At 45.1% G+C, this 19,152-nt stretch carries 15 protein-coding genes; 6 read left to right on the forward strand and 9 right to left on the reverse strand.

Features of this window, described 5'->3' with window-relative positions; all coding sequences use genetic code 11:
• Positions 1–73 precede the first annotated feature (73 nt).
• Positions 74–628: an RNA polymerase sigma factor gene (locus BUR42_RS01405; RefSeq protein WP_074237387.1), complete on the reverse strand. Its 555-nt coding sequence runs from the start codon at positions 626–628 to the stop codon at positions 74–76.
• Between the two features lie 467 nt (positions 629–1,095).
• Between BUR42_RS01405 and BUR42_RS01410 the strand changes: the two genes are divergently transcribed.
• A complete protein-coding gene (locus BUR42_RS01410) occupies positions 1,096–2,214 on the forward strand; it encodes a FecR family protein (protein ID WP_074237388.1) in 1,119 nt (372 codons plus the stop codon).
• Positions 2,215–2,267: 53 nt separating this feature from the next.
• On the opposite strand, the gene BUR42_RS01415 is transcribed toward BUR42_RS01410, so the two are convergent.
• Complete coding sequence (locus BUR42_RS01415) at positions 2,268–3,239, reverse strand: glycoside hydrolase family 43 protein (RefSeq protein WP_200798197.1); 972 nt, start codon at positions 3,237–3,239, stop codon at positions 2,268–2,270.
• A gap of 112 nt (positions 3,240–3,351) precedes the next feature.
• A complete protein-coding gene (locus BUR42_RS01420) occupies positions 3,352–3,768 on the reverse strand; it encodes a carbohydrate-binding protein (protein WP_074237389.1) in 417 nt (138 codons plus the stop codon).
• A 161-nt stretch (positions 3,769–3,929) separates the two neighbouring features.
• Here BUR42_RS01420 and BUR42_RS01425 point away from each other — a divergent pair, with 161 nt between their 5' ends.
• The 4 genes from BUR42_RS01425 (at position 3,930) to BUR42_RS01440 (ending at position 12,607) form a co-directional block, all read left to right on the forward strand.
• Entirely contained in the window at positions 3,930–6,410 is a 2,481-nt protein-coding gene (locus tag BUR42_RS01425) for a Kelch repeat-containing protein (protein WP_074237390.1), read from the forward strand.
• Positions 6,411–6,527: 117 nt separating this feature from the next.
• Positions 6,528–9,773 carry a SusC/RagA family TonB-linked outer membrane protein gene (locus BUR42_RS01430; RefSeq protein ID WP_074237391.1) on the forward strand — a complete coding sequence of 1,082 codons (3,246 nt, stop codon included), beginning with the start codon at positions 6,528–6,530 and terminating at the stop codon, positions 9,771–9,773.
• A 10-nt stretch (positions 9,774–9,783) separates the two neighbouring features.
• On the forward strand, positions 9,784–11,511 hold the full coding sequence (locus tag BUR42_RS01435) for a SusD/RagB family nutrient-binding outer membrane lipoprotein (protein ID WP_074237392.1): 1,728 nt from the start codon (positions 9,784–9,786) through the stop codon (positions 11,509–11,511).
• Positions 11,512–11,518: 7 nt separating this feature from the next.
• Complete coding sequence (locus BUR42_RS01440; protein WP_143197296.1) at positions 11,519–12,607, forward strand: glycoside hydrolase family 99-like domain-containing protein; 1,089 nt, start codon at positions 11,519–11,521, stop codon at positions 12,605–12,607.
• Positions 12,608–12,810: 203 nt separating this feature from the next.
• Here the strand turns inward: BUR42_RS01440 and BUR42_RS01445 are convergent, their stop codons facing one another.
• The 3 genes from BUR42_RS01445 to BUR42_RS01455 are packed head-to-tail and all read right to left on the reverse strand — an operon-like array spanning position 12,811 to position 14,658.
• Positions 12,811–13,698 carry a helix-turn-helix domain-containing protein gene (locus BUR42_RS01445; RefSeq protein WP_074237394.1) on the reverse strand — a complete coding sequence of 296 codons (888 nt, stop codon included), beginning with the start codon at positions 13,696–13,698 and terminating at the stop codon, positions 12,811–12,813.
• A gap of 12 nt (positions 13,699–13,710) precedes the next feature.
• Entirely contained in the window at positions 13,711–14,112 is a 402-nt protein-coding gene (locus tag BUR42_RS01450) for a nuclear transport factor 2 family protein (RefSeq protein WP_074237395.1), read from the reverse strand.
• Between the two features lie 12 nt (positions 14,113–14,124).
• Positions 14,125–14,658, reverse strand: a complete 534-nt coding sequence (locus BUR42_RS01455) for a carboxymuconolactone decarboxylase family protein (RefSeq protein WP_074237396.1) — start codon at positions 14,656–14,658, stop codon at positions 14,125–14,127.
• Positions 14,659–14,872: 214 nt separating this feature from the next.
• On the opposite strand from BUR42_RS01455, the gene BUR42_RS01465 reads away from it, so the two are divergent.
• Positions 14,873–16,066, forward strand: coding sequence for a copper amine oxidase (locus BUR42_RS01465; protein ID WP_074237398.1), 1,194 nt, complete (start codon positions 14,873–14,875; stop codon positions 16,064–16,066).
• Positions 16,067–16,268: 202 nt separating this feature from the next.
• On the opposite strand, the gene BUR42_RS01470 is transcribed toward BUR42_RS01465, so the two are convergent.
• From BUR42_RS01470 to BUR42_RS01480, 3 genes are all read right to left on the reverse strand, one after another.
• Positions 16,269–16,955: a hemerythrin domain-containing protein gene (locus tag BUR42_RS01470; protein ID WP_074237399.1), complete on the reverse strand. Its 687-nt coding sequence runs from the start codon at positions 16,953–16,955 to the stop codon at positions 16,269–16,271.
• A gap of 14 nt (positions 16,956–16,969) precedes the next feature.
• Positions 16,970–17,749: a DUF5602 domain-containing protein gene (locus BUR42_RS01475; RefSeq protein ID WP_143197297.1), complete on the reverse strand. Its 780-nt coding sequence runs from the start codon at positions 17,747–17,749 to the stop codon at positions 16,970–16,972.
• Between the two features lie 116 nt (positions 17,750–17,865).
• Positions 17,866–19,101, reverse strand: coding sequence for a sensor histidine kinase (locus BUR42_RS01480; protein WP_234979586.1), 1,236 nt, complete (start codon positions 19,099–19,101; stop codon positions 17,866–17,868).
• Positions 19,102–19,152: the final 51 nt, after the last annotated feature.

The following is a 19,152-nucleotide window of genomic DNA, read 5'->3' on the forward strand; positions in this document are numbered from 1 at the left end:
TTAAATATACAACAAACAGGTTATTGCGACGTATATACATCACAGTTAGATGGAAGTCTAAAACGGGCAATTGTTATGCTAGATAAAATAATACTATAAACAAGAACGGCCCAAAGCTTCGCAGTACCCTAAGCCCAAGCTTAATATGCGTCTTTATACTATTCTTGCTGATGCCTAATGAATCTGCCGCAGCCTCATATGATAAACCTTCCTGGTATACAAGGTGAAATGCCCTCAACCTTTGAGGACTCAGATGTGATAATAAATGCTGTAATTTTTTGTCTGCCTGTTTTGCATCATGAAGGTCTGGTGCCTCCCAGGTGTCTGATAACATCACCCGGGAAAAATTCATCATCTTTTCGTGCGCTCTTTTTTCGGCACTCAGTTTACTAAGGCAATAATTATGAAGTATCTTATATAAATAAGAACGAAGGTTTTTTACCTGCCCCCAGTTCTTGAAATCTAATAGTTTGCAGAATACATCCTGTACAGCTTCCTCAGCCTCCACGTCATCCTTTAGCAAATAATCCGCATGCGCCAGCAGTACTTTGTAGTACTTCTCATACATCCAGGTAAATGCTTTGATGTTCTTATTATGTAACTCCTGTACAATTAAGATGTCGTCCATGTGCTAAGTCAAGATCATTTAGTCAGTAGTACTTCGGCAGTAAAATATAGGTGCCGGGATCGAAATTTTAATGGTTTGAGTTAAGCACAGCTGGAGAAATTATGGTTAATGCGAAAGAAAGTAAAAACTAAAATGGTTTCTGTCTACTATAAATTGCATGCCAGGTGTAATGTTACATAAATCATCCTTCAAAAGAAACAGCGTAGCTGTTAAAAGGTCGTTAACATTAGCCTTCAAAAATTAGTTGCTGTTCTCATAGCCTGTACAACATTGAAAATATTCGAAAAGTTCAGCCCTGTAGCGAGAAATCTTGAAGATCATTCACCCTCAGATGGTTATTTTTTGTCGCAGATCCCTGAATGGAACAGCCAAAAAAATGTTAATCAAGCCACCGGCCCCAAAATTTAAATAAAAACTTTCACCCTCCATTTGTTAATATTGATCTTATAACGGAATAACCCGGTCATATGGACAAAAGCGAAATACTTGACCTGCTCATCAGAAAGCACTACGGCTTAATCTCTGAAGAGGAGGATGCACAACTGGAACAGATCCTTGCCACCAATCAGGAGGCAAGAGAAATGCAGCTGGATGTGCAGGCACGTCGCACGAAAGACAAAGCTTTGGATCTGATCAACAGAGTAGACCTCGAAAATGCTGAATTACAGATCAACGAAAAATACCAGGCAATCCGCAGAAGAAGACGCGTTGTTAGAATGCGCTGGATCAGCGCAGCTGCCGTTATTGGTATTATTGCCACCGTTGGCATCCTTGGCTTCCCTGGTAAAGAGCAACCAGTTTCCATAGACCCCAATGCCCTTACTCTGCAACTCGCAAACGGACAGGTGATCCGGCTGAACAACTCCGGCCAGCAAAGTATTACCGCCGGTAATACACAACTCAATAATAATAACAGGGTACTGCGCTTTAATCCTGAAGGAACTGAAGCCAATAGCTGGAATACGCTCCGGGTACCCGCTAAGCTGGATTATAAAGTAGAACTATCAGATGGTACAACCGTGTGGCTGAACAGCACCACCCAAATGCGCTTCCCATTCACTTTCGGGGAATCCAGGGAGGTTTATGTGGACGGTGAAGCTTATTTCAAAGTAGCACCGGACGCCGGTAAACCATTCATTGTACACGTTGGCAATGCCGCCGTGAATGTACTCGGAACTGAATTTAACCTGAATAGCTATACAAAAGGAACCGTGATCACTTCCCTCGTACAAGGTAAAGTAGCTGTAACGGTGGAGAATAAACGCATTGAATTAAAACCAGGTAAAGAAGTAATTGCCACTGATGGTAACATGACGGTGGCTGACTTTGATAATAAGATCACACTCGGATGGCGCCAGGGACTCCATTACTTCCAGGACGCCAACATGTTAGAAATTGCAGACATGATCAAACGTTACTTTGATGTAACAATGGTAATGGATGAACCTGCCGCCGGTCAACAACATTTCCGCGGTAAAATGCTTCGTTACCAACCGCTGCAACTATTCATCGACCAGTTGAATACTTTAGGCGATGTAAAAATATACTGGAAAGATGAAGTATTACACTGTGCTATAGCCAGGTAAAGTTTTTGCTCTTCCCTCCGAAAATGGTGGCTGGCTGTAATTGCCGGTCACTTTTATTTCAAACGGTTCCTATCCACCCCCTCCTTAGTGATCACCACAGGTTTAATAAATCCCCGCTCATCAAAATACATCTGCTCTATACACGTCTCCCTTGAATCCCGTACCCCCTTTTCCGTTAAAGGCCTCCTGTGATACACAATATACCAACTGTTGTTTTTAGCAACATGGATCACGGAATGATGCCCTGCCCCGTTTGCAATGGTTGAATCCTGCTGCAGGATCTTATCAACCCTTTTGAAAGGCCCCAGCGGAGAATCAGCAATGGCATAGGCCACACTGTAATCGGGTCCCGTCCATCCCCCTTCTGACCACATGAAATAATACCTGCCGTCTTTGATGAACATAAATGGCCCTTCCACATATTTATCAGGCGTGATCTCTTTAAATACACTGCCATCCTCAAAAGGAATGAATCCGGTGAAATCCTTGTTCAGCTTAGCAATATTACAATGCCGCCAGCCACCATAGATCAGGTAATACTGCCCGTCTTTATCATGGAATACAAACTGATCAATTGGCTGGGCCTTGTTATGGAATTTATCCACTAACGGTTTGCCCAGGTGGTCTTTATAAGGCCCCTCTGGTTTATCTGCTACGGCAACGCCTATACCCCCCAGCTCAGAATCTTTCTGGATATCGTTCGCCCCAAAGAAGAGGTAGTATTTTTTATCTTTTTCTATGATGGAAGGAGCCCACATAGCCCGTTTTGCCCATTTGATGGCACTGGTGTCCAGGATGCGGCTGTGTTTCGTCCATTTCACCAGGTCCGGAGAGGAGAAAGCGTCAAAAAACACCTGTTTGTTATAGGGAGCAGAGAAAGTAGGGTAGATCCAGTATTGTTTATTGAATATAATTCCCTCAGGATCTGCATACCAGCCCGGAAACACCGGATTGCCTGCTTTTTGTGCATGAGCGGAAAATGTCAGAACAACTAAAATAGCCCACAGGAAAATAAGCTTCATCATGATAAAATTTCCGAAATATAAGGCCAATTCAGTAAATCCCTGATGCTAAAATTCCCGGAAACATTAGCCCCGAAGCTCATAAAACCCTGAAATTCCGGAATACCCGCTAACCTCAGTAATTCCGTATGAATGCAAACCCGAAAATATTGAATTCCCCACTGCCCCTGGCCACCAGGAAGAGATCATGCACCCCCATGGCATTCTTTAACTGGCCGGTTAATTTTATATTAAAAGTGGTATCTGCCGTGTCCGGGATCTTAAGGGAGCCTATCTTTTTCCCCTTCGGTTTATCTATCCTGAATTCCAGGGTAGGGGCTGCCTTCCCTTTGATATTACTGGAGATCGTTATCTCAAAGCCTATTTCCCCCATGCTCAGGTTCACCTGCCGGAATCCCAGGTAGGTCCCCTCTTTCATCAGGTATTTCGTTTCCTGATCCTTGGGTTGAGTTGCAGGAACGAGCTGACCTCTTGCCGGGAAAGCAAATAAAATGGATATAGCTACAATCGCAGCTAACACAAGAGGCTTCATAGAATAAGGTACGATTTCTACTGTTTATTACATAAAGATAATTAATAATGTTTAGTTTCAGATGTATCTATGCCATTATTAAAAAAACATTTATCTTTCTGCCATAAAAATCCATTATCAACCACTGAACAAAGTTCTCCACCGCACTTTGTTCCAACGTCATGAAATCTGTAGTAAAAGGACTTCTTCTAGTTGTTTTCAGCCTGCTTTTCGTCAAAGCTTCTTATGCGCAATCCCATGGGTTGATATTTTCTTCATTTGAAGTAGTGCAGGAAAAAAGGACTTCACTGGACCTTGGCGCTGGAACTCCCCAATGCCTGGGGGAAGATTTTGAACTGGCTTTCGATCTCTCTTTCCTCCCTGAACATCCCGCCTACTTTGGCTATGTTTTCCGGCTGATCAATGCCCGTCACCAGAATATTGACCTCCTTTACAGTCCAAGAGAGGGTGGTTTCAATGTGGTTTTCGGAGAATCCATGACGGGTATCGGTTTTAAAATAGACAGTGCCAGCCTGGCGGACCAGTGGCATAGTTTTAAATTACGGGTGAACAAAGGGGAGATCTCTTTTCAGGTGAACGGCAAACTGGTCAGCAAGGCCAAGGTAGAACTGAAGGACGATTGTTTTCGCATTGTTTTCGGCGCCTGTAATGAACCCGAATTCAAATCTACTGACCTGCCCCCCATGCAGGTCCGGAATATCAGTATCGCTATAGACCAGGAAACGAAGTATTTCTGGCCCCTGCGGGAAACCAAAGGTTACGTTTCCATCGATAGCCTGCGGGACAAAAAAGCCAATGTCACCAATCCCATCTGGATCACTCCCCTCTATCAGCAATGGCAATCTGTATATAACAGGACCGTAAAAGGTAATGCCGCCGTGGCTTTTGATGCTGCCCGGGAAGAAGTAGTGATCACCGCAAAGGATTCTATTTACCGCTTCCCGGTAAAGAACGGCACCATGCAAACAACGGCCATCCTTTCACCGGAGCATTTCCTGCTGAGAGGCAGTTTGTCTTTTGTACAACCTGAAACCCATCAGCTCTATAATTTTTATCTTGATAAACAATGGGCCACCCCATTCCGGGAAGACCAGCAAACCTGGGAACAACCTTTCCCTTCAGCAGATGTAACGGAATACTGGCATGCCAATAAGTTCTATTTCCCTGCACAGGGCAGGTTGTATATCTTAGGCGGATACGGCCAGCTTACTTATAAGAACAAGGTCCACACCTATAACTTCATTTCCCATAAATGGGATAGCGTACAGGTAAAAGGTGATCCCTATACGCCAAGGTACCTGGCTGCATTAGGAACAAAGGGAGACGATGTATATATATTAGGTGGTTACGGAAGCACCACAGGCGAACAGATCCTCAATCCAAAATACCTGTACGACCTGCTGCGCTTTGATCCCAAAGCCAATACCATCAAAAAGATCTTCGCACTGGACCCGCCGAAGGACGCATTCGTGTTTGCGAACTCAATGGTCATTATCGATGAAAACTATTATGCACTCACTTTCCCGAAAGACCGTTTCGATTCAAGACTACAATTGATCAGAGGCTCCCTGAAACATAACCAATACCAGGCACTGGGCGATACCATTCCCTATGCTTTTAAAGACAACCGCTCTTACGCAGATCTCTACTATTGTGCAAACAGTAAGAAACTGGTAGCAGTCACTTTACTCACCGACGATAATAAAACGACTGACGTAAAGATCTACACGATCGCTTTCCCTCCCAATGCATTGACAATACCCGCCCATTCCAATGCAGCTGTGAAAGTGAACTGGTGGTATTACCCGGTGGGTTTATTATTACTGGCATTCGCACTCTGGCTCTCCTTTAGAAAAAGAGAAAGGAAGAGAAGGGTAAAAGCAACACTTCCTGAGCCGGAGAAAGTAGTAAAGCACAAAGAACGTCCTTCTGTTTTCCTCTTCGGCAACTTCAGTGTAACGGATGCGGAAGGAGTGGACATCACCCGCCAGTTCACACCATTATTAAAGGAGCTGTTCTTATTAATAATGATCTATTCCGTTAAATACGGACATGGTATTTCCGTGGAAAACCTTAACGAGATACTATGGAATGATAAATCAGACAAGGATGCAAAGAATAACCGGTCTGTGAATATGCTCAAGCTCAAAACCATTTTAGGGAAGCTGGGCAATTGTTCCTTTAAAAAAGAGTCCGGCAAATGGGTGTTCCAGTATCCACCGGAAGAGATCTATATAGACCTTGCCATCTTTTATGAACTGGTGCGTAACAGGGAAGGGATCAATAAAGACCAGATCCGGCAGCTCCTGCAGATTGTGAGCAGGGGAGCTTTCCTGCACCAAACGGAATATACCTGGCTGGATGATATCAAGTCAGACATCTCCGGTAAAGTACTGGATGTATTAATATATGCCGGTTCCACCTTAACCACCCCCGCCGATGCAGAATTACTGATCGAGATCGCCAATGCCATTTTCAATTTCGACCAGGTGAATGAACAGGCCCTGCAAATGAAATGTAAAACCTTAAATGCCCTTGGCCGCCACTCCATTGCCAGGAATACCTATGAGAAATTTGCTAAAGACTACCGGCATATGTACGATGAAGACTTCCCGCAAAGCTTTTCTGAGATCCTCCATTAATGCATTAATTAGTTAGTATTCAGGAAATTAATTTGGGGTTAATCCTTTATTAAACCCCCTATTAAGCCCGTGCCTGTTACTTTGCAGCATACTATTTTTCCACGAAACGCTTCCACGATGAAAAAGAGATCCTTATCCCGGAATCTTACCATTTATTTGTCGTTCCTCCTATTTCCTGCCTTCGCATTTGCCCAGAAAGCAACCGTGAAAGGAAAAGTATTGGACGAGAACAATCAACCACTCCCGGGTGCGGCTGTGTACATTAAAGGTACCGGCACCGGTGTACTTTCTTCAGACGACGGGTCCTATACGATCCAGGTCCCTGACCTTGCAAAAAGTATCCTCGTGGCCAGCTACACCGGGTACTTCTCCAGAGAATCTATCGCCACCGGCGGTACCCTGAACTTTTCCCTTCTACGGAATGCCGTGAAACTGAAAGATGTGGAAGTGGTTTCTGCATTGGGCTTATCCCGCCAAAGCAAAACCATCGGTTATTCACAGCAATCTATCGATCCGGAACGTTTAACGGAAGCCCGCGATGTGAACATTGCCAGCGCACTCGCCGGAAAAGTAGCCGGTATGCAGGTAACCACCACCGGCCAGCCAACCGGTTCTGTAAGGATCGTGATCCGTGGCGACAACTCCATTACCGGTAACAACCAACCCCTCTGGGTAGTAGATGGTGTGCCCATCGACAACTCCATGGGCGATGGCCGTAACAACCTGGATTATGGGAACGGCGCCGCAGACCTCAACCCGGACGACATTGCCAACATTGAAGTACTGAAAGGTCCGAATGCCGCCGCACTCTATGGTTCCAAAGCTGCGAACGGCGCCATCCTCATTACCACCAAAAAAGGAAAAAGTAAGGAAGATGGGTCCCTGGGCGTAAGCGTAAACCAGAACATGATGTGGTACACCATTTCTGAATATCCTGCATATCAGAATGTGTACGGAGAAGGAAATGCATTCCGCACGGTGCAGAACACCAACAGCATTATCCCGGGAACCAATGCCATCAACATGGGAACAAATACCCGTAGCTGGGGAGCCCCCATGTTAGGCCAGCCTTATAACGGATATGACGGTAAACCACATGGATTCTACCCGCAGCCGAATAATATCAAAGACCTGTATCAAAGCAGCTTTACCAATATCACCAATGTATCCGTGGGTAAATCTGACGAGCGCTCCAACTTCCGCGCTTCTTACACTTATACAGATGGGAATGATGTGCTGGCAAAACAGAACATGCGGAAAAAACACAACTTTAATCTCAACAGCAGCCGCCGGCTCGGTAAAAAAGTAAACCTGGATGCCCGTTTGCTGTACACATTGGATAAAGTAAAGAACCGCACATTCCGTAACATGGACCCCCAAAGTCCCATGAATGCCTACATCTACATGTTGCGCAGCATAGATGAAAAAGCACTGACACCATGGAGAGATGCTTCCGGTAATGCTTTTTCTTACGGTGCCCAGGGAGATGGATATGAAAATCCCTATTGGGCCATCTATGAAAATGAGAATGAAGATATCAAACATCGTGTCATAGGAGGTACTACCCTCACTGTAGATATTCTGGAAGGACTGAAGTTCCGCGGACAGATCTCTACAGACCTCACCTTTGGGAGTGGTTTTGTATACAGAGAACCCGGTTCCCGCCAGAGTAAACTGGGTGCTTATTCCCAGTTCACACAACAGAACCAGAACTGGAACATGGAAGGCATGTTTATGTATACAAAGAAGTTTGGAAAGGAGTTCAGCCTGAATGCCAACCTGGGTACCAACTTCATGCAAGGCAACCAGTTATTCCGCCAGCAGGCCGTTTCTTCTCTCCTCAACCACGACATGCCCAGCATCTCTAACAGTAACGCCTACCCCACAGCCAGCGAAAACCTGGTACGTAATAAAACAAACTCGGTTTACGGTTCTGCCACCCTGGGCTTCCGCGATTTCCTGTTTATGGATGTCACCGGCCGTAACGACTGGTCTTCTACCTTACCGGAAAATAACCGCTCTTTCTTTTATCCTTCTGTAAGTGGTAGTTTCGTATTCACACAATTCCTGCCGGAAGACCAGAACATTATCAATTATGGTAAACTGCGTGCCTCCTGGGCAAAAGTTGGTAATGACGCAGGTGCTTACTCCCTGCAATCCATGTTTGCCTACGGCGGTTTATTCCTCGGCAACCCATGGCTGGATTTTGAAAACCTGCGTAAGAACCCGAACCTGAAACCGGAACAGACCACTTCCCGGGAAATAGGGATGGACCTCTCTTTCTTCAAAGACCGCATCAATATCTCTACCTCTGTTTACAGATCAAATACCGTAGATCAGATCATGCGTGCGCAGGTTGCCCGCGAAACAGGTTTCACGGAAGAGATCGTAAATGCAGGAGAGATCCAGAATACCGGCGTGGAATTATCTATCAAAGGCACACCCATCAAATCAAAAAAGTTTACCTGGGACGTATTGCTGAACTGGTCTAAGAATAAGAACCTGGTAGTATCCCTCACACCGGGCGTGAGCCGTTACACCTTAGGCAGCTGGTATGTGATGACCTCCAACGCTGAGGTAGGTAAACCTTATGGTGTATTGAGAGGAAATTCTGCTTACTATTCCGGTGATACGATGATGATCAATGCTTCAACCGGACGCCCTTACTTTGAACCCAATGGTTATCTCGGCAACTTCCGGCCGGACTGGATAGGATCTATCGGCAATACCTTCAGGTATAAAGGATTTGACCTCAGCTTACTGGTAACAGTGAAATGGGGAGGAGATATCTATTCCGTATCTAATCACAAAGCCAATGTTACCGGTAACACCATTCAAAGTTTACTGGGCAGGGAAGATTTTTACTACAGCAGTCTCATCTTAGGAGAATCAGGAGATGAACAGAATGGTATCGGTTTGTTTGGCAACGCCTACCAGGATAAGAACAGGCCCAAAGGGATCAAATACCCGGGTTATAATCCTGTGCTGAATGCACAAGGTGCTCCCGTGATAGGTAAAGACGGAAGGTATATTGCCCTCAAACCCAATGAATCCTGGCAGTCGCCGCAAGCCTATTGGCAGAATATGGATAACGATATGGGGAATAACCTCTTCGACGCCTCCAATATCCGCCTGAGTGAAGTAGTGATGGGGTATAATTTAAATGCCAACTGGTTCCGTAACAAATTCATCAGAGGGGCAAGAGTAGCAGTGGTGGGAAGGAACCTCTGGACCATCATGAAACATACGCCAAGAGGTATTGATCCTGAAGCTGCCAATACTACCGGCAATGCACAGGGTATTGAGCAGGGAGGATCTTTCCCTTACGCTACTTACGGTGTGGACCTGAAGTTTAATTTCTAAAAATCGGAACATGAAAAATCTGTGTTATCTGCTTGTCATCATGTTAACGGGCTTTTCCTGTACAAAGTCCTTTAACAAAACAAATATTAATCCGAACCAGTTTGAAAATGCTACACCGGAAGCGATCATTGCCGGCTCAATCAAAAGGACCAGCGATCTGCTGGCGAATGCCAACATGGATTATCACTGGACCTCTTCACATCTTTTGTGTATAGGAGGAGGTTCTTCCCGTTATGGTGTAGGCAGCGATGGTTTTTGGGAACAATCCTATGTGGAAATACTGGGTAACCTCAATCAGCTGGATAAAAAATACAGTACTACAGAAGGGTTTAGCAATAAAGTACAGATAGGACGTATCTGGCAGGCTTATGTATATTCTATCCTGGTAGGTACCTATGGGCCTATCCCCATGCAGAACGCATTAAAACCGGAAGCCGGTTCATCTATCCTGTTTGATGATGAAGATGTAGTGTATACCGCCATCCTCACCATGCTGAAGGACGCCGGAGATAAGATAGATGTGACGAAAGATAAGCTCAGCTATGATGTATTATATGCCGGCGACCTGGCTAAATGGAAAAAATTTGCGTTCACACTTCGTTTGAAGATCGCACTGCGCTGCCAGAAGAACCTGGGAGCCGTTGCCCGCACGCACATCACAGAAGTAATGCAGGCGGAAGCCAATACCATCAGCACAGAAACTGAAACGGCAAAGATGGGATATGAGAACATAGACGGTAACCAGAGCCCTTACTACATCCGGTATGTGCGCAATTCATTTACGCAGGATATCGCTCCCAAAATGAGTGACTATATCTTCACCTGGTTCAGATCATACAACGATCCGCGTCTAGTTGCCTACTACGATTCCGTACCCGCCATCAACCGTTACCTGTTGCAGGATACGCTTACCAGTACTTTGGACGATTCCCTCCGCATCGTCACTTACAGGATCCCTTATTTCGGTTATCCCAAAGCTCCCCGGCTATTGCCAGGATGGGGTTTAACCAGTGATCCGGTAGGAGGGCTGAATATCCTTACCTATTCTGATCCTAAAAAAACATTCCTGTTCACTGCAGAAAAACCTTTCATCCATCTTTCATATGCAGAGACTATGTTCATGAAAGCAGAAGCAGCAAAATTGGGGCTGGGTGGAGCGCAAACAGCAGAGCAATATTATAATGCCGGTATAGATGCCAACTTTGCAAACTGGGGCATCACAGGTACAGCGGCCACCAATTATAAAAATCAGAATGGTGTGAAGTTCGGTACATCTGCCACAGGATATTATAACTACCTGGGCCTGGTGAATACCAATGTTCCGCAAGATGATCTGTTTAAGATCTGGCTGCAGCAATGGATCAACTATTACCCGGACGGCGGGTTTGATACCTGGTGCCTGGAAAGAAGAACACGGGTGCTGGAACTTCCTCCGCATACCAATCCTGCTAACCAGTATATCAATGCTACTTTCTCTTTGTTGCCGAACAGGTGGGTATATCCCACTACCGTGCAGAACTATAACACGCCTGGTTATAATGATGCCGTAGCTAAGCTGGGTGGGGATGAAAGAAGTCCTTATGTAAACCTGAGCTTCCTGCAACCATTACCCAATAAAGACTGGAATACCCAAACTGCTGTGTTGAATTTTGGATTCGTACAACATTGGTATGGTACCACTATTCAATCCCTGCAGAACAATGGGATTGCTTATACCCTTATCAGAACTTATAAATAACTGAATGATGAAGAAGCTATTGATATATGCCGCAATGATCTCCCTGGCAGCCTGTAGTAAAGATGATGGCCCTAAAGCTGAAGATCATTTCATGAATTACGAGATCCCGGAAGTGCCGGTTACAGAGAACTACGTGGTAGGCGCTTTCTATTATGAACTGGGTAGTTTCAATGCCAATATTAAAGAAGAGCCGGTGGTGGGGAAGTATACCATGCCCAATGGTGTGGTACAACCCGCTATTATGACCAAACACCTGGAATATGCCACCAAAGCAGGGATCGATTATTTCCTGTTCTCTGCCCGTTCTGCACTCAGGGATAATGGTGCCTTCAAAAGGGATTCCACCATCATTAAGTCTTACCTGGATAATTCAGCTGCCTCCAATGTAAAGTTTGCCGTTACCTATAACCTCAATAACGGAACATATGGTATCAGCGCCACGGCGCCACTGGAAAAGGATGCCCTGAAGCTGGAACAGTTCATGCAGGATTTTGAAAGGTTAACTTACCTCTTCAGTAGTCCGAAATACATGGAAGTAGATGGTAAGAAACTGCTCTACATCACCAACGCCCAGAATTTATTTTCTGATAATAATAAATCCGTTTATGCTGCTCTCCGTGCACGCATTAAAGCCAAAGGTTTTGATGTGTACATTGTAGGCATGCAGGACAGGTGGACGCCTCCGGCCCGTTACTTTTTCCGTTACCAGGAATGTGTGGATGCTATCTACCACCAGAACTTCCGTCCTGATGGATTCGACAGGTTCTACCTGTTGCCGCAGATGATCAATGAGAACTGGAAGTATTCCAAAAAGTATTACAAGGATAACTGGAACGTAGATTATGTGGCGAATGTGTTCCCTGCTTATAACTGGCTGATCACTGCTCCCACCAGTCTCAATCCTAATGTAGAAAGAAAGGATAATGGCGCGATGTTCAAAAAGATGTGTAATGTAGCGAAGATGAATGCCAGTACTACCAATAAACTGATCCTGATAGATTCATTCAATAAATGGGATGAAGATCTGCAGATTGAGCCGGCTAAAAGTTATGGTGAGTTATACCTTGATATTGTGAGAACACAGTTTAAGAAATAGAAAACAAAAGGCTGACCATTTGGTCAGCCTTTTGTTTTTATAAAACAATAAAGAAAAAAAAACTCCGCCCTCTGCTGCGCGGCAGGGTTCCAGTCGGATGCAAAATATAGTATTCCTCTAAACAAGGCTTCCCCGCAACAAGAAGAACAATCAAAGGAAAAAAACTCCGCCCTCTGCTGCGCGGCAAGGTTCCTGCCAAAAAACTAGTTCAATCCTCCCTCAGCCCGCGCAAACCCCACCTGGCTCCTATAGATCTGTGGAGACACATTCACATTGTTCTTAAAAAACCTCGAGAAATAATATTCATCATCAAACCCCAATTCAAACGCAATCGCCTTCACCGGTTTGGATGTGAGATACAGCTCCCGCTTAGCCTCACTGATGATCCGTTCAGAGATCATACTCGTCAATGTTTTATTGAAATGTGTTTTAGTGATCTTGGCCAGCGCCTTGGCAGAGATATTCAATAGATCTGCATAATCACTCGCCGAATGTTTCTCCTTAAAATTCGCTTCGATAGCATCCTTTAACTTCTGCAATACAAATGGCCCTTCCGGAAGTTCCGCCTGCTCCCTTGCATCACCTGTATACTGAAGCCTTGAACGGGAAGCCGTGATCAGGAAGATCTTCAGGTAGGAGGAGAGTAATTCATGCTGCGCCAATGCTTCTTCTTTCAACTCCTCCCGCATCTGCTCAATGATCAGCAGCAGTTTGGCCGTGTCAGCCGGCTCCAGGTGATGAAAAGGTGGCTGGTAGATATTATTGAACAATATGCCATTACAAGCTACTTCATTATGATGTTTGTAGATACAGAAGAAATCCGGGTGAAAATGGATAAGGAATCCTTTACAATCCTTCATTTCCAACTGAAAGGGTTGATAAAGCGCCAGGCAGATCAACGCATTTTCCTTCACATCATAGCTGGACAATTCTGCGTGTAACTTCGCTTCCCCTTCCGTGATCAGGATCATGCTGTAATAGCTCATCCTCTGGAGTTCCTGCAAATGAGGACTGTCTTCCAGCCTGACCACTTTAAAAGCCAGGTGCTTCGATAGCTGATTGATTAGCGTATAAGTATGTGCGGGCATCATGGCAATATTACGTTATTTAAACTTTCGTTCCTCCGCTGAGATCGCAAGATCATTGATACTGGCAAAACGTTTGCGCATTAATCCTTCTTCATCAAATTCCCATAGCTCGTTGCCATAACTGCGGAACCATTGCCCGGCGTTATCGTGCCATTCATATTCAAAACGAACGGCCATCCTGTTTTCCCGGAATCCCCAGAGTTCTTTCTTCAGGCGGTAGTCCAGTTCCTTTTCCCATTTCTTTTGCAGGAAAGCCTTTACCGCTGAGCGTCCGTTGATGAATTCCGTTCTGTTGCGCCATTCCGTATCTAAAGAATAAGCAAGACTTACCTTTTCAGGATCTTTGCTGTTCCAGGCATCTTCTGCCAGTTGTACCTTCTGCAGGGCGGTTTCGTAAGTAAAAGGAGGTTTGATCATATGGTGGTATTTTTAGTTTAATTCAGGAGCAGGAGGGAAGTCGATAGGTACTTCCGTAAGATTATGGAGGTAGTTAAGGGCTGTTTTGTCAGCAATCAAAAGGAGCAGGTCTACCAGGTTTCCTTTGTTGTAACCTGCTTCGAAGAATGCTTCCAGGTTAGCGGGTGCTGCATGGCCTTTATTTTCCGTAAGGTCCTTTGCCAGTTGCACCAGGGCATGCATTTTAGGGATAGTACTTTGGCCTTTGCGAAGCAGGAGTATTTCTTCTTCCGAAAAACCATTCAGCTTACCCAGCATGGTATGGGCGCTCAGGCAATATTGGCAACCGTTCACCTGGCTCACCGCAAGGTTTACGGCTTCTTTTTCTTTATTGGAAAGGGAAGTAGGGGCATTCTGAAAAGCCAGGAACCTGCTTAATCCATTTTCGGAATAGGCGAGGGTGGCATACAGGTTAGGCACCATGCCCAATACTTTTTTGAGGGTATCAAAGCTTTGCTGACTGCTTGCGGATACTTCTTCTCTAACAGGAACTTTAAAAGTTGTCATTGTTTTTTGTTTTTGATAACACAAAGTTGCCCCGAAAACAGCTGCAGGAAAATGGAGAAATGACGCAAGGGGATGGACGATTTTTCCTGGATTACGGTACCCGGGGAATTGTCATGTTTAATATTTATTTTAAAAACATAGTGCAGTTAATAAAAACTTTTATTAAGTTTGGTCATTCTTATAAATATTTGAAATAAGCCAAACTTATAGATATATGAAGCAACCAAACTGGAAGCCGTTATTGTTCACCTGTACAATAGCTGCATTAGGCCTACAGGCACAGGCACAGCAGGAATTGAAGCCCGAATTGCAACAGGCTGTTTTGAAGACCCGCCAGGGCAGTATTGTAGAATTACCGGATTTCCTGACGGAGAAGATCCAGAACATCGGCTACCAGAAAGTGGTGCTGCCTGGCCCTCAACATGTGATCTCCGATGACCCCGAATACATCCGGGTACCGGAAGCCATTGCATTACAGGAGCCTGTACAGCCGGGAGCGGTGAGGTTATACGTATATAATGTGAATGGTGTAAAAGAACCAGCCAAAATAGATCGCAGGATCACGGCTGTTATTAAGAACAATGGGACTGCAGACATGCACATCCGCATGTTAAAATACTCTTCCCAGAAACCCAGTACCAATTATTACCAGATCGGCAAACAGGGGCTGGCAGACTATTTTGCTTCCACTCCCCAAAACCTGATCCGCACGGTAAAGCCCGGCCAGTCTATTGCCATCGACGAAAAACTGGAAAAGTATATAGCGAAGTACGATGAGCTGGTGCATGGTTTCTATGAATTCACCATAGATCAACCCGGAGAGATCAGCATTATTCAGACGGACCTTAATACTTCAGGTCCTAAAGCACTGAGCCGCATTAAAACCATCCTTCCGCCAAAGGGGCATAGTGGTGCAGGCCGTGGGGTATTTGGAGTAAGTAATTACCGGATTATCACAGACAGTGTGTACGATACAAAAGAAGGGGTGAAAGAGATCATCGTAGCGGATGGAGATAATGATCCGTGGGTATTAGGGAAAGAAAAGAACACACCTGGTGTTGCTACATTGGCAGGTAACTATGGTGTGATCTATAATATTGAAATGAAGTGGAAGAGTACAGGTGGTAAAGGCCTTGCCCTGGTAACCTGGAATTCCCGCAGCGGCAATAACCAATGGTGCGGCGGAATGGCCAATACCATGGTAGTGAGTGAAGGTAAATTCAAAGAAGGCATCATCCAGCTCCCCAGCGATCGCCTGGTAACCAAAGCAGCTCCTGAAGCCATTCTTATCCAGGTGTTCAAACCAGCAGCCAATGGTGAAGAACAAACGATCCGTTTAACCTATTCACCCCCCGGAGCCTCCTGTTTGCCAACACCATTGATCTTCATTCCCGTTGATCTGAAATAGGTGTATTATTTGATACACCTCCTGATAAAACCAAAGAACCCGCCCCACAGTAGTGGTGCGGGTTTCTTTTTTTTGAAGGTAAGAGTTCTTCTCCTGCAAAAAAGTACATTATAAAAGAACCCCCCTCGCACAAAAAAAACAACCCATCCCCGCATAAGCAGGAATGGGCCTTTTTCTTTGGGGCTAATTAAAGAACGAAGAACTAAGCAAGTAAAATACCTTCCGTTAACGAAGCCTGCACATCTTTCAATCTCTCCGGAGACAACTCCTCCTCCGCAAGCGTCATAAAAACACCAAACGCTTCAGCAGGTGCATTATTCTTCACACCATTCAACCACCCGATAACCTCTTCATTATTGATCCCGCGCATCATCCAACGGCTCATAGCCATTAAGGTATCTGGCGGTACAGAAGCAACCAGCGCATGATCTATCCGGAAGATCTCTTCATCCGTATAATGTTCCCACAACACCTGGTTGAACAACAACTCCTCCTTGTTCATATGATAGAGATTGAACGCAATGAAAGAATTGAAGTCATACAGCATATGCAATCCCGCTTTTCTTTTCGCGTCTGCATCCTGCGCTATCAGCCAATCCCTGATATGTTTCCCCAGGCTCAGAGAAAGGGAACGATCTGTTGCATGCTCACTTTCCAGCTCCTCCACCAGCAACCGCGCATGTTTACGGATAGCCGGCAGGATATACTCATCCTCGTGATCTGCATGTTTATCGAAAAAGGCCAATACCTTCTCCAGTTGCTGAATAGTAGGAACAACCTGCTCTTCCTGTGAAAAATCTGTCTGCTGGATACGGAGCGCAGTATCATACAGCATTGCCCTGAGGCCCTTGTGGATCTGATTGAAAATGTTAAAACGGGATTGTTGCATGGTACGTTCTTATTTTATGATTTCTGACGGAATACAAATCCTTCCAGGATAATATCAATGGTTTTACCGGTTTTGAAGATCCTGTATTTGGTAGGATAATAACCTTCCTTTTGGAATTTAGCCGGTACCTTGATCGCCTTCTCGAAATTGTTCTGTGCTTCCACGAACGTTTTGGTGATCATCGGCTCATAGAACAATACCTTCCCTTTGAAACTACCCACGATAAAGGTTTCCGTAAACGGCGCCGGGTTTTGAGGATTCAGCTCAGGAGAGGTAACATCCACCCAGTGCCTTCCCATTTTGGGCTCACCACCCGGAGGAGCAAAGTAATCCGGGTGAAAATAATCAGCAGCCGGAGCATTGTCGAAATCCGCAGGGGCCTGCGCATAAGTAGGGATCGCATCTACATAAGCTTCAGGTTCCATGTAATAGTGAAAATCAAAATGCGCCGCTCCATATACATTCAACGGCTCGTGACCATTAGGATTCCAGTTCACAACAACATGATCAAAGGGGGTAAGGCCTTTTTGAGAAGGCAGTTTCAAAGTGAATGCACTTTCATGTGCATGGCCTTCTCCACCCTGGGGAAGATTCACCAATGCAGAAGGAGTGATGGAAATACCAAGCGCTTGTGGTTTCTGCTGTGCATCCAGCTTTATCCAGGCCCAGGCCTTACCGTTTCCCATGTTTACTTCCGGTCCGTTAAAGAGGTCTTTGGATTTTTCGGGGTCCTTTTTACAGGCAACAAACATCAGCATGGCAAGAGAAAGCGTGCTAATTACGATTCTTTTCATAATTGAATTTTGGGGTGAATTGTTTGATTTTTTATTACACCGCAAAGCTTCAAATATTATCGCCGGGAGGAAAGCGATGAATGGATTAACTGTTATTTTTTATGCTTGAAACAACATTATGATAAACTAAAGCCCTTAATTCTTCCTTCGGGTAATTGTACAATAAAAGTGGAGCCACTGCCATTCATGCTCTTCACCTGCAAATGTCCACCATTCTGTATCGCAAATTCATGGCAGAGCATCAACCCAAGCCCGCTGCCTCTTTCCCCGCTGGTTCCGTAACCCGGTTTGGCCTGGAAAGAAAACAACTGGTTCAGTTTTTCAGGAGGGATGCCTATTCCTTCATCCGTTACCTGGATATGTATCATGCCGCTGGCGGAATTAACACTGAAATAGATCTTCCCGCCGGGGTGACTGAACTTAATGGCATTGCTCAGCAGGTTCCGGAGGATCACCGCCACCTGGTCTTTATCTGCATACACAGCAATTGAGTCTGCCAGTTTGATATCGATCGTTAATCTTTTCTCTTCAATACCCGATTCAAAGAATTGCAATACTTCTGCTGTGAGGGGAGCGAGGTTGAAGTTTTCCGGTTGGGCACGGATGCCTTTCATTTGCCCTGCACTCCATCGCAAAAGGTTATCAAGTGTGCCTCCGAGTTGCCCTACTTTTTTATGTAGTTCTATGGCCGCCTCGCGCATATCTGTTTCTCCGTATTCTCCTTTCTGGAACATGTCCAGCAAAAGTTCCAGCGTAGCTAACGGACCCCGTATATCATGTGCGATGATGGAAAACAATTTCTCCTTATCACGGTTCATAGCTGCCAGCGCCTGCCGCTGATTTTCCTTTTCCTGCTGATAATCCGCATGCACCTGTTTATAATAGGTAAGGGCCAGGATAATGAAAGTAAGTGCACAAACCACATTACCCCATAACCGTCTGTCCGGTACAGGCAGCTCCGGTTCCCATTTATAAGGAGGAAACAAAATAATTATCATGCAGGCGATGATCAGCGCGGAAAGGCTGATCACGATCCATTTATTGTCATATACCAGGATCGTAATGATCAGGATGTTCATGAGAAAGAACTCCGTACCATTATGATAGAAAAATCCGGAAAGTGTATAAAGGATAATGCTGTATATAATGAGTAAAAGGCGCGCGCTTAAGTATAATTGCCGCTTGTGAAGGAAGAGTACGGTGAGGCTGCCTGCCGCATTCAGCACATTGATGACACTGAGCGGATACCTGCCCTGGAGTATATTGATCAGGGCAAACATAAGCATCATAGGGATCCAGGGTACCGCCAGGAGATTGAGTAACTTCGTTCGCCTGGCCTCAATAAAAGGCATGCCGGGATGGATACCGATGTTTAGGATTTGTGAAAAATTATTGGTGATAGT

The organism is Chitinophaga niabensis (assembly GCF_900129465.1).
Classification (GTDB): Bacteria; Bacteroidota; Bacteroidia; order Chitinophagales; family Chitinophagaceae; genus Chitinophaga; species Chitinophaga niabensis.

Coding starts and splice junctions, on each gene's coding strand:
- BUR42_RS01465 (WP_074237398.1), top strand. CDS start 14,873: ATGAAGCAACCAAACTGGAAGCCGTTATTGTTCACCTGTACAATAGCT.
- BUR42_RS01450 (WP_074237395.1), bottom strand. CDS start 14,112: ATGATCAAACCTCCTTTTACTTACGAAACCGCCCTGCAGAAGGTACAA.
- BUR42_RS01470 (WP_074237399.1), bottom strand. CDS start 16,955: ATGCAACAATCCCGTTTTAACATTTTCAATCAGATCCACAAGGGCCTC.
- BUR42_RS01420 (WP_074237389.1), bottom strand. CDS start 3,768: ATGAAGCCTCTTGTGTTAGCTGCGATTGTAGCTATATCCATTTTATTT.
- BUR42_RS01410 (WP_074237388.1), top strand. CDS start 1,096: ATGGACAAAAGCGAAATACTTGACCTGCTCATCAGAAAGCACTACGGC.
- BUR42_RS01425 (WP_074237390.1), top strand. CDS start 3,930: ATGAAATCTGTAGTAAAAGGACTTCTTCTAGTTGTTTTCAGCCTGCTT.
- BUR42_RS01455 (WP_074237396.1), bottom strand. CDS start 14,658: ATGACAACTTTTAAAGTTCCTGTTAGAGAAGAAGTATCCGCAAGCAGT.
- BUR42_RS01405 (WP_074237387.1), bottom strand. CDS start 628: ATGGACGACATCTTAATTGTACAGGAGTTACATAATAAGAACATCAAA.
- BUR42_RS01445 (WP_074237394.1), bottom strand. CDS start 13,698: ATGATGCCCGCACATACTTATACGCTAATCAATCAGCTATCGAAGCAC.
- BUR42_RS01430 (WP_074237391.1), top strand. CDS start 6,528: ATGAAAAAGAGATCCTTATCCCGGAATCTTACCATTTATTTGTCGTTC.
- BUR42_RS01440 (WP_143197296.1), top strand. CDS start 11,519: ATGAAGAAGCTATTGATATATGCCGCAATGATCTCCCTGGCAGCCTGT.
- BUR42_RS01480 (WP_234979586.1), bottom strand. CDS start 19,101: ATGCCTTTTATTGAGGCCAGGCGAACGAAGTTACTCAATCTCCTGGCG.
- BUR42_RS01415 (WP_200798197.1), bottom strand. CDS start 3,239: ATGATGAAGCTTATTTTCCTGTGGGCTATTTTAGTTGTTCTGACATTT.
- BUR42_RS01475 (WP_143197297.1), bottom strand. CDS start 17,749: ATGAAAAGAATCGTAATTAGCACGCTTTCTCTTGCCATGCTGATGTTT.
- BUR42_RS01435 (WP_074237392.1), top strand. CDS start 9,784: ATGAAAAATCTGTGTTATCTGCTTGTCATCATGTTAACGGGCTTTTCC.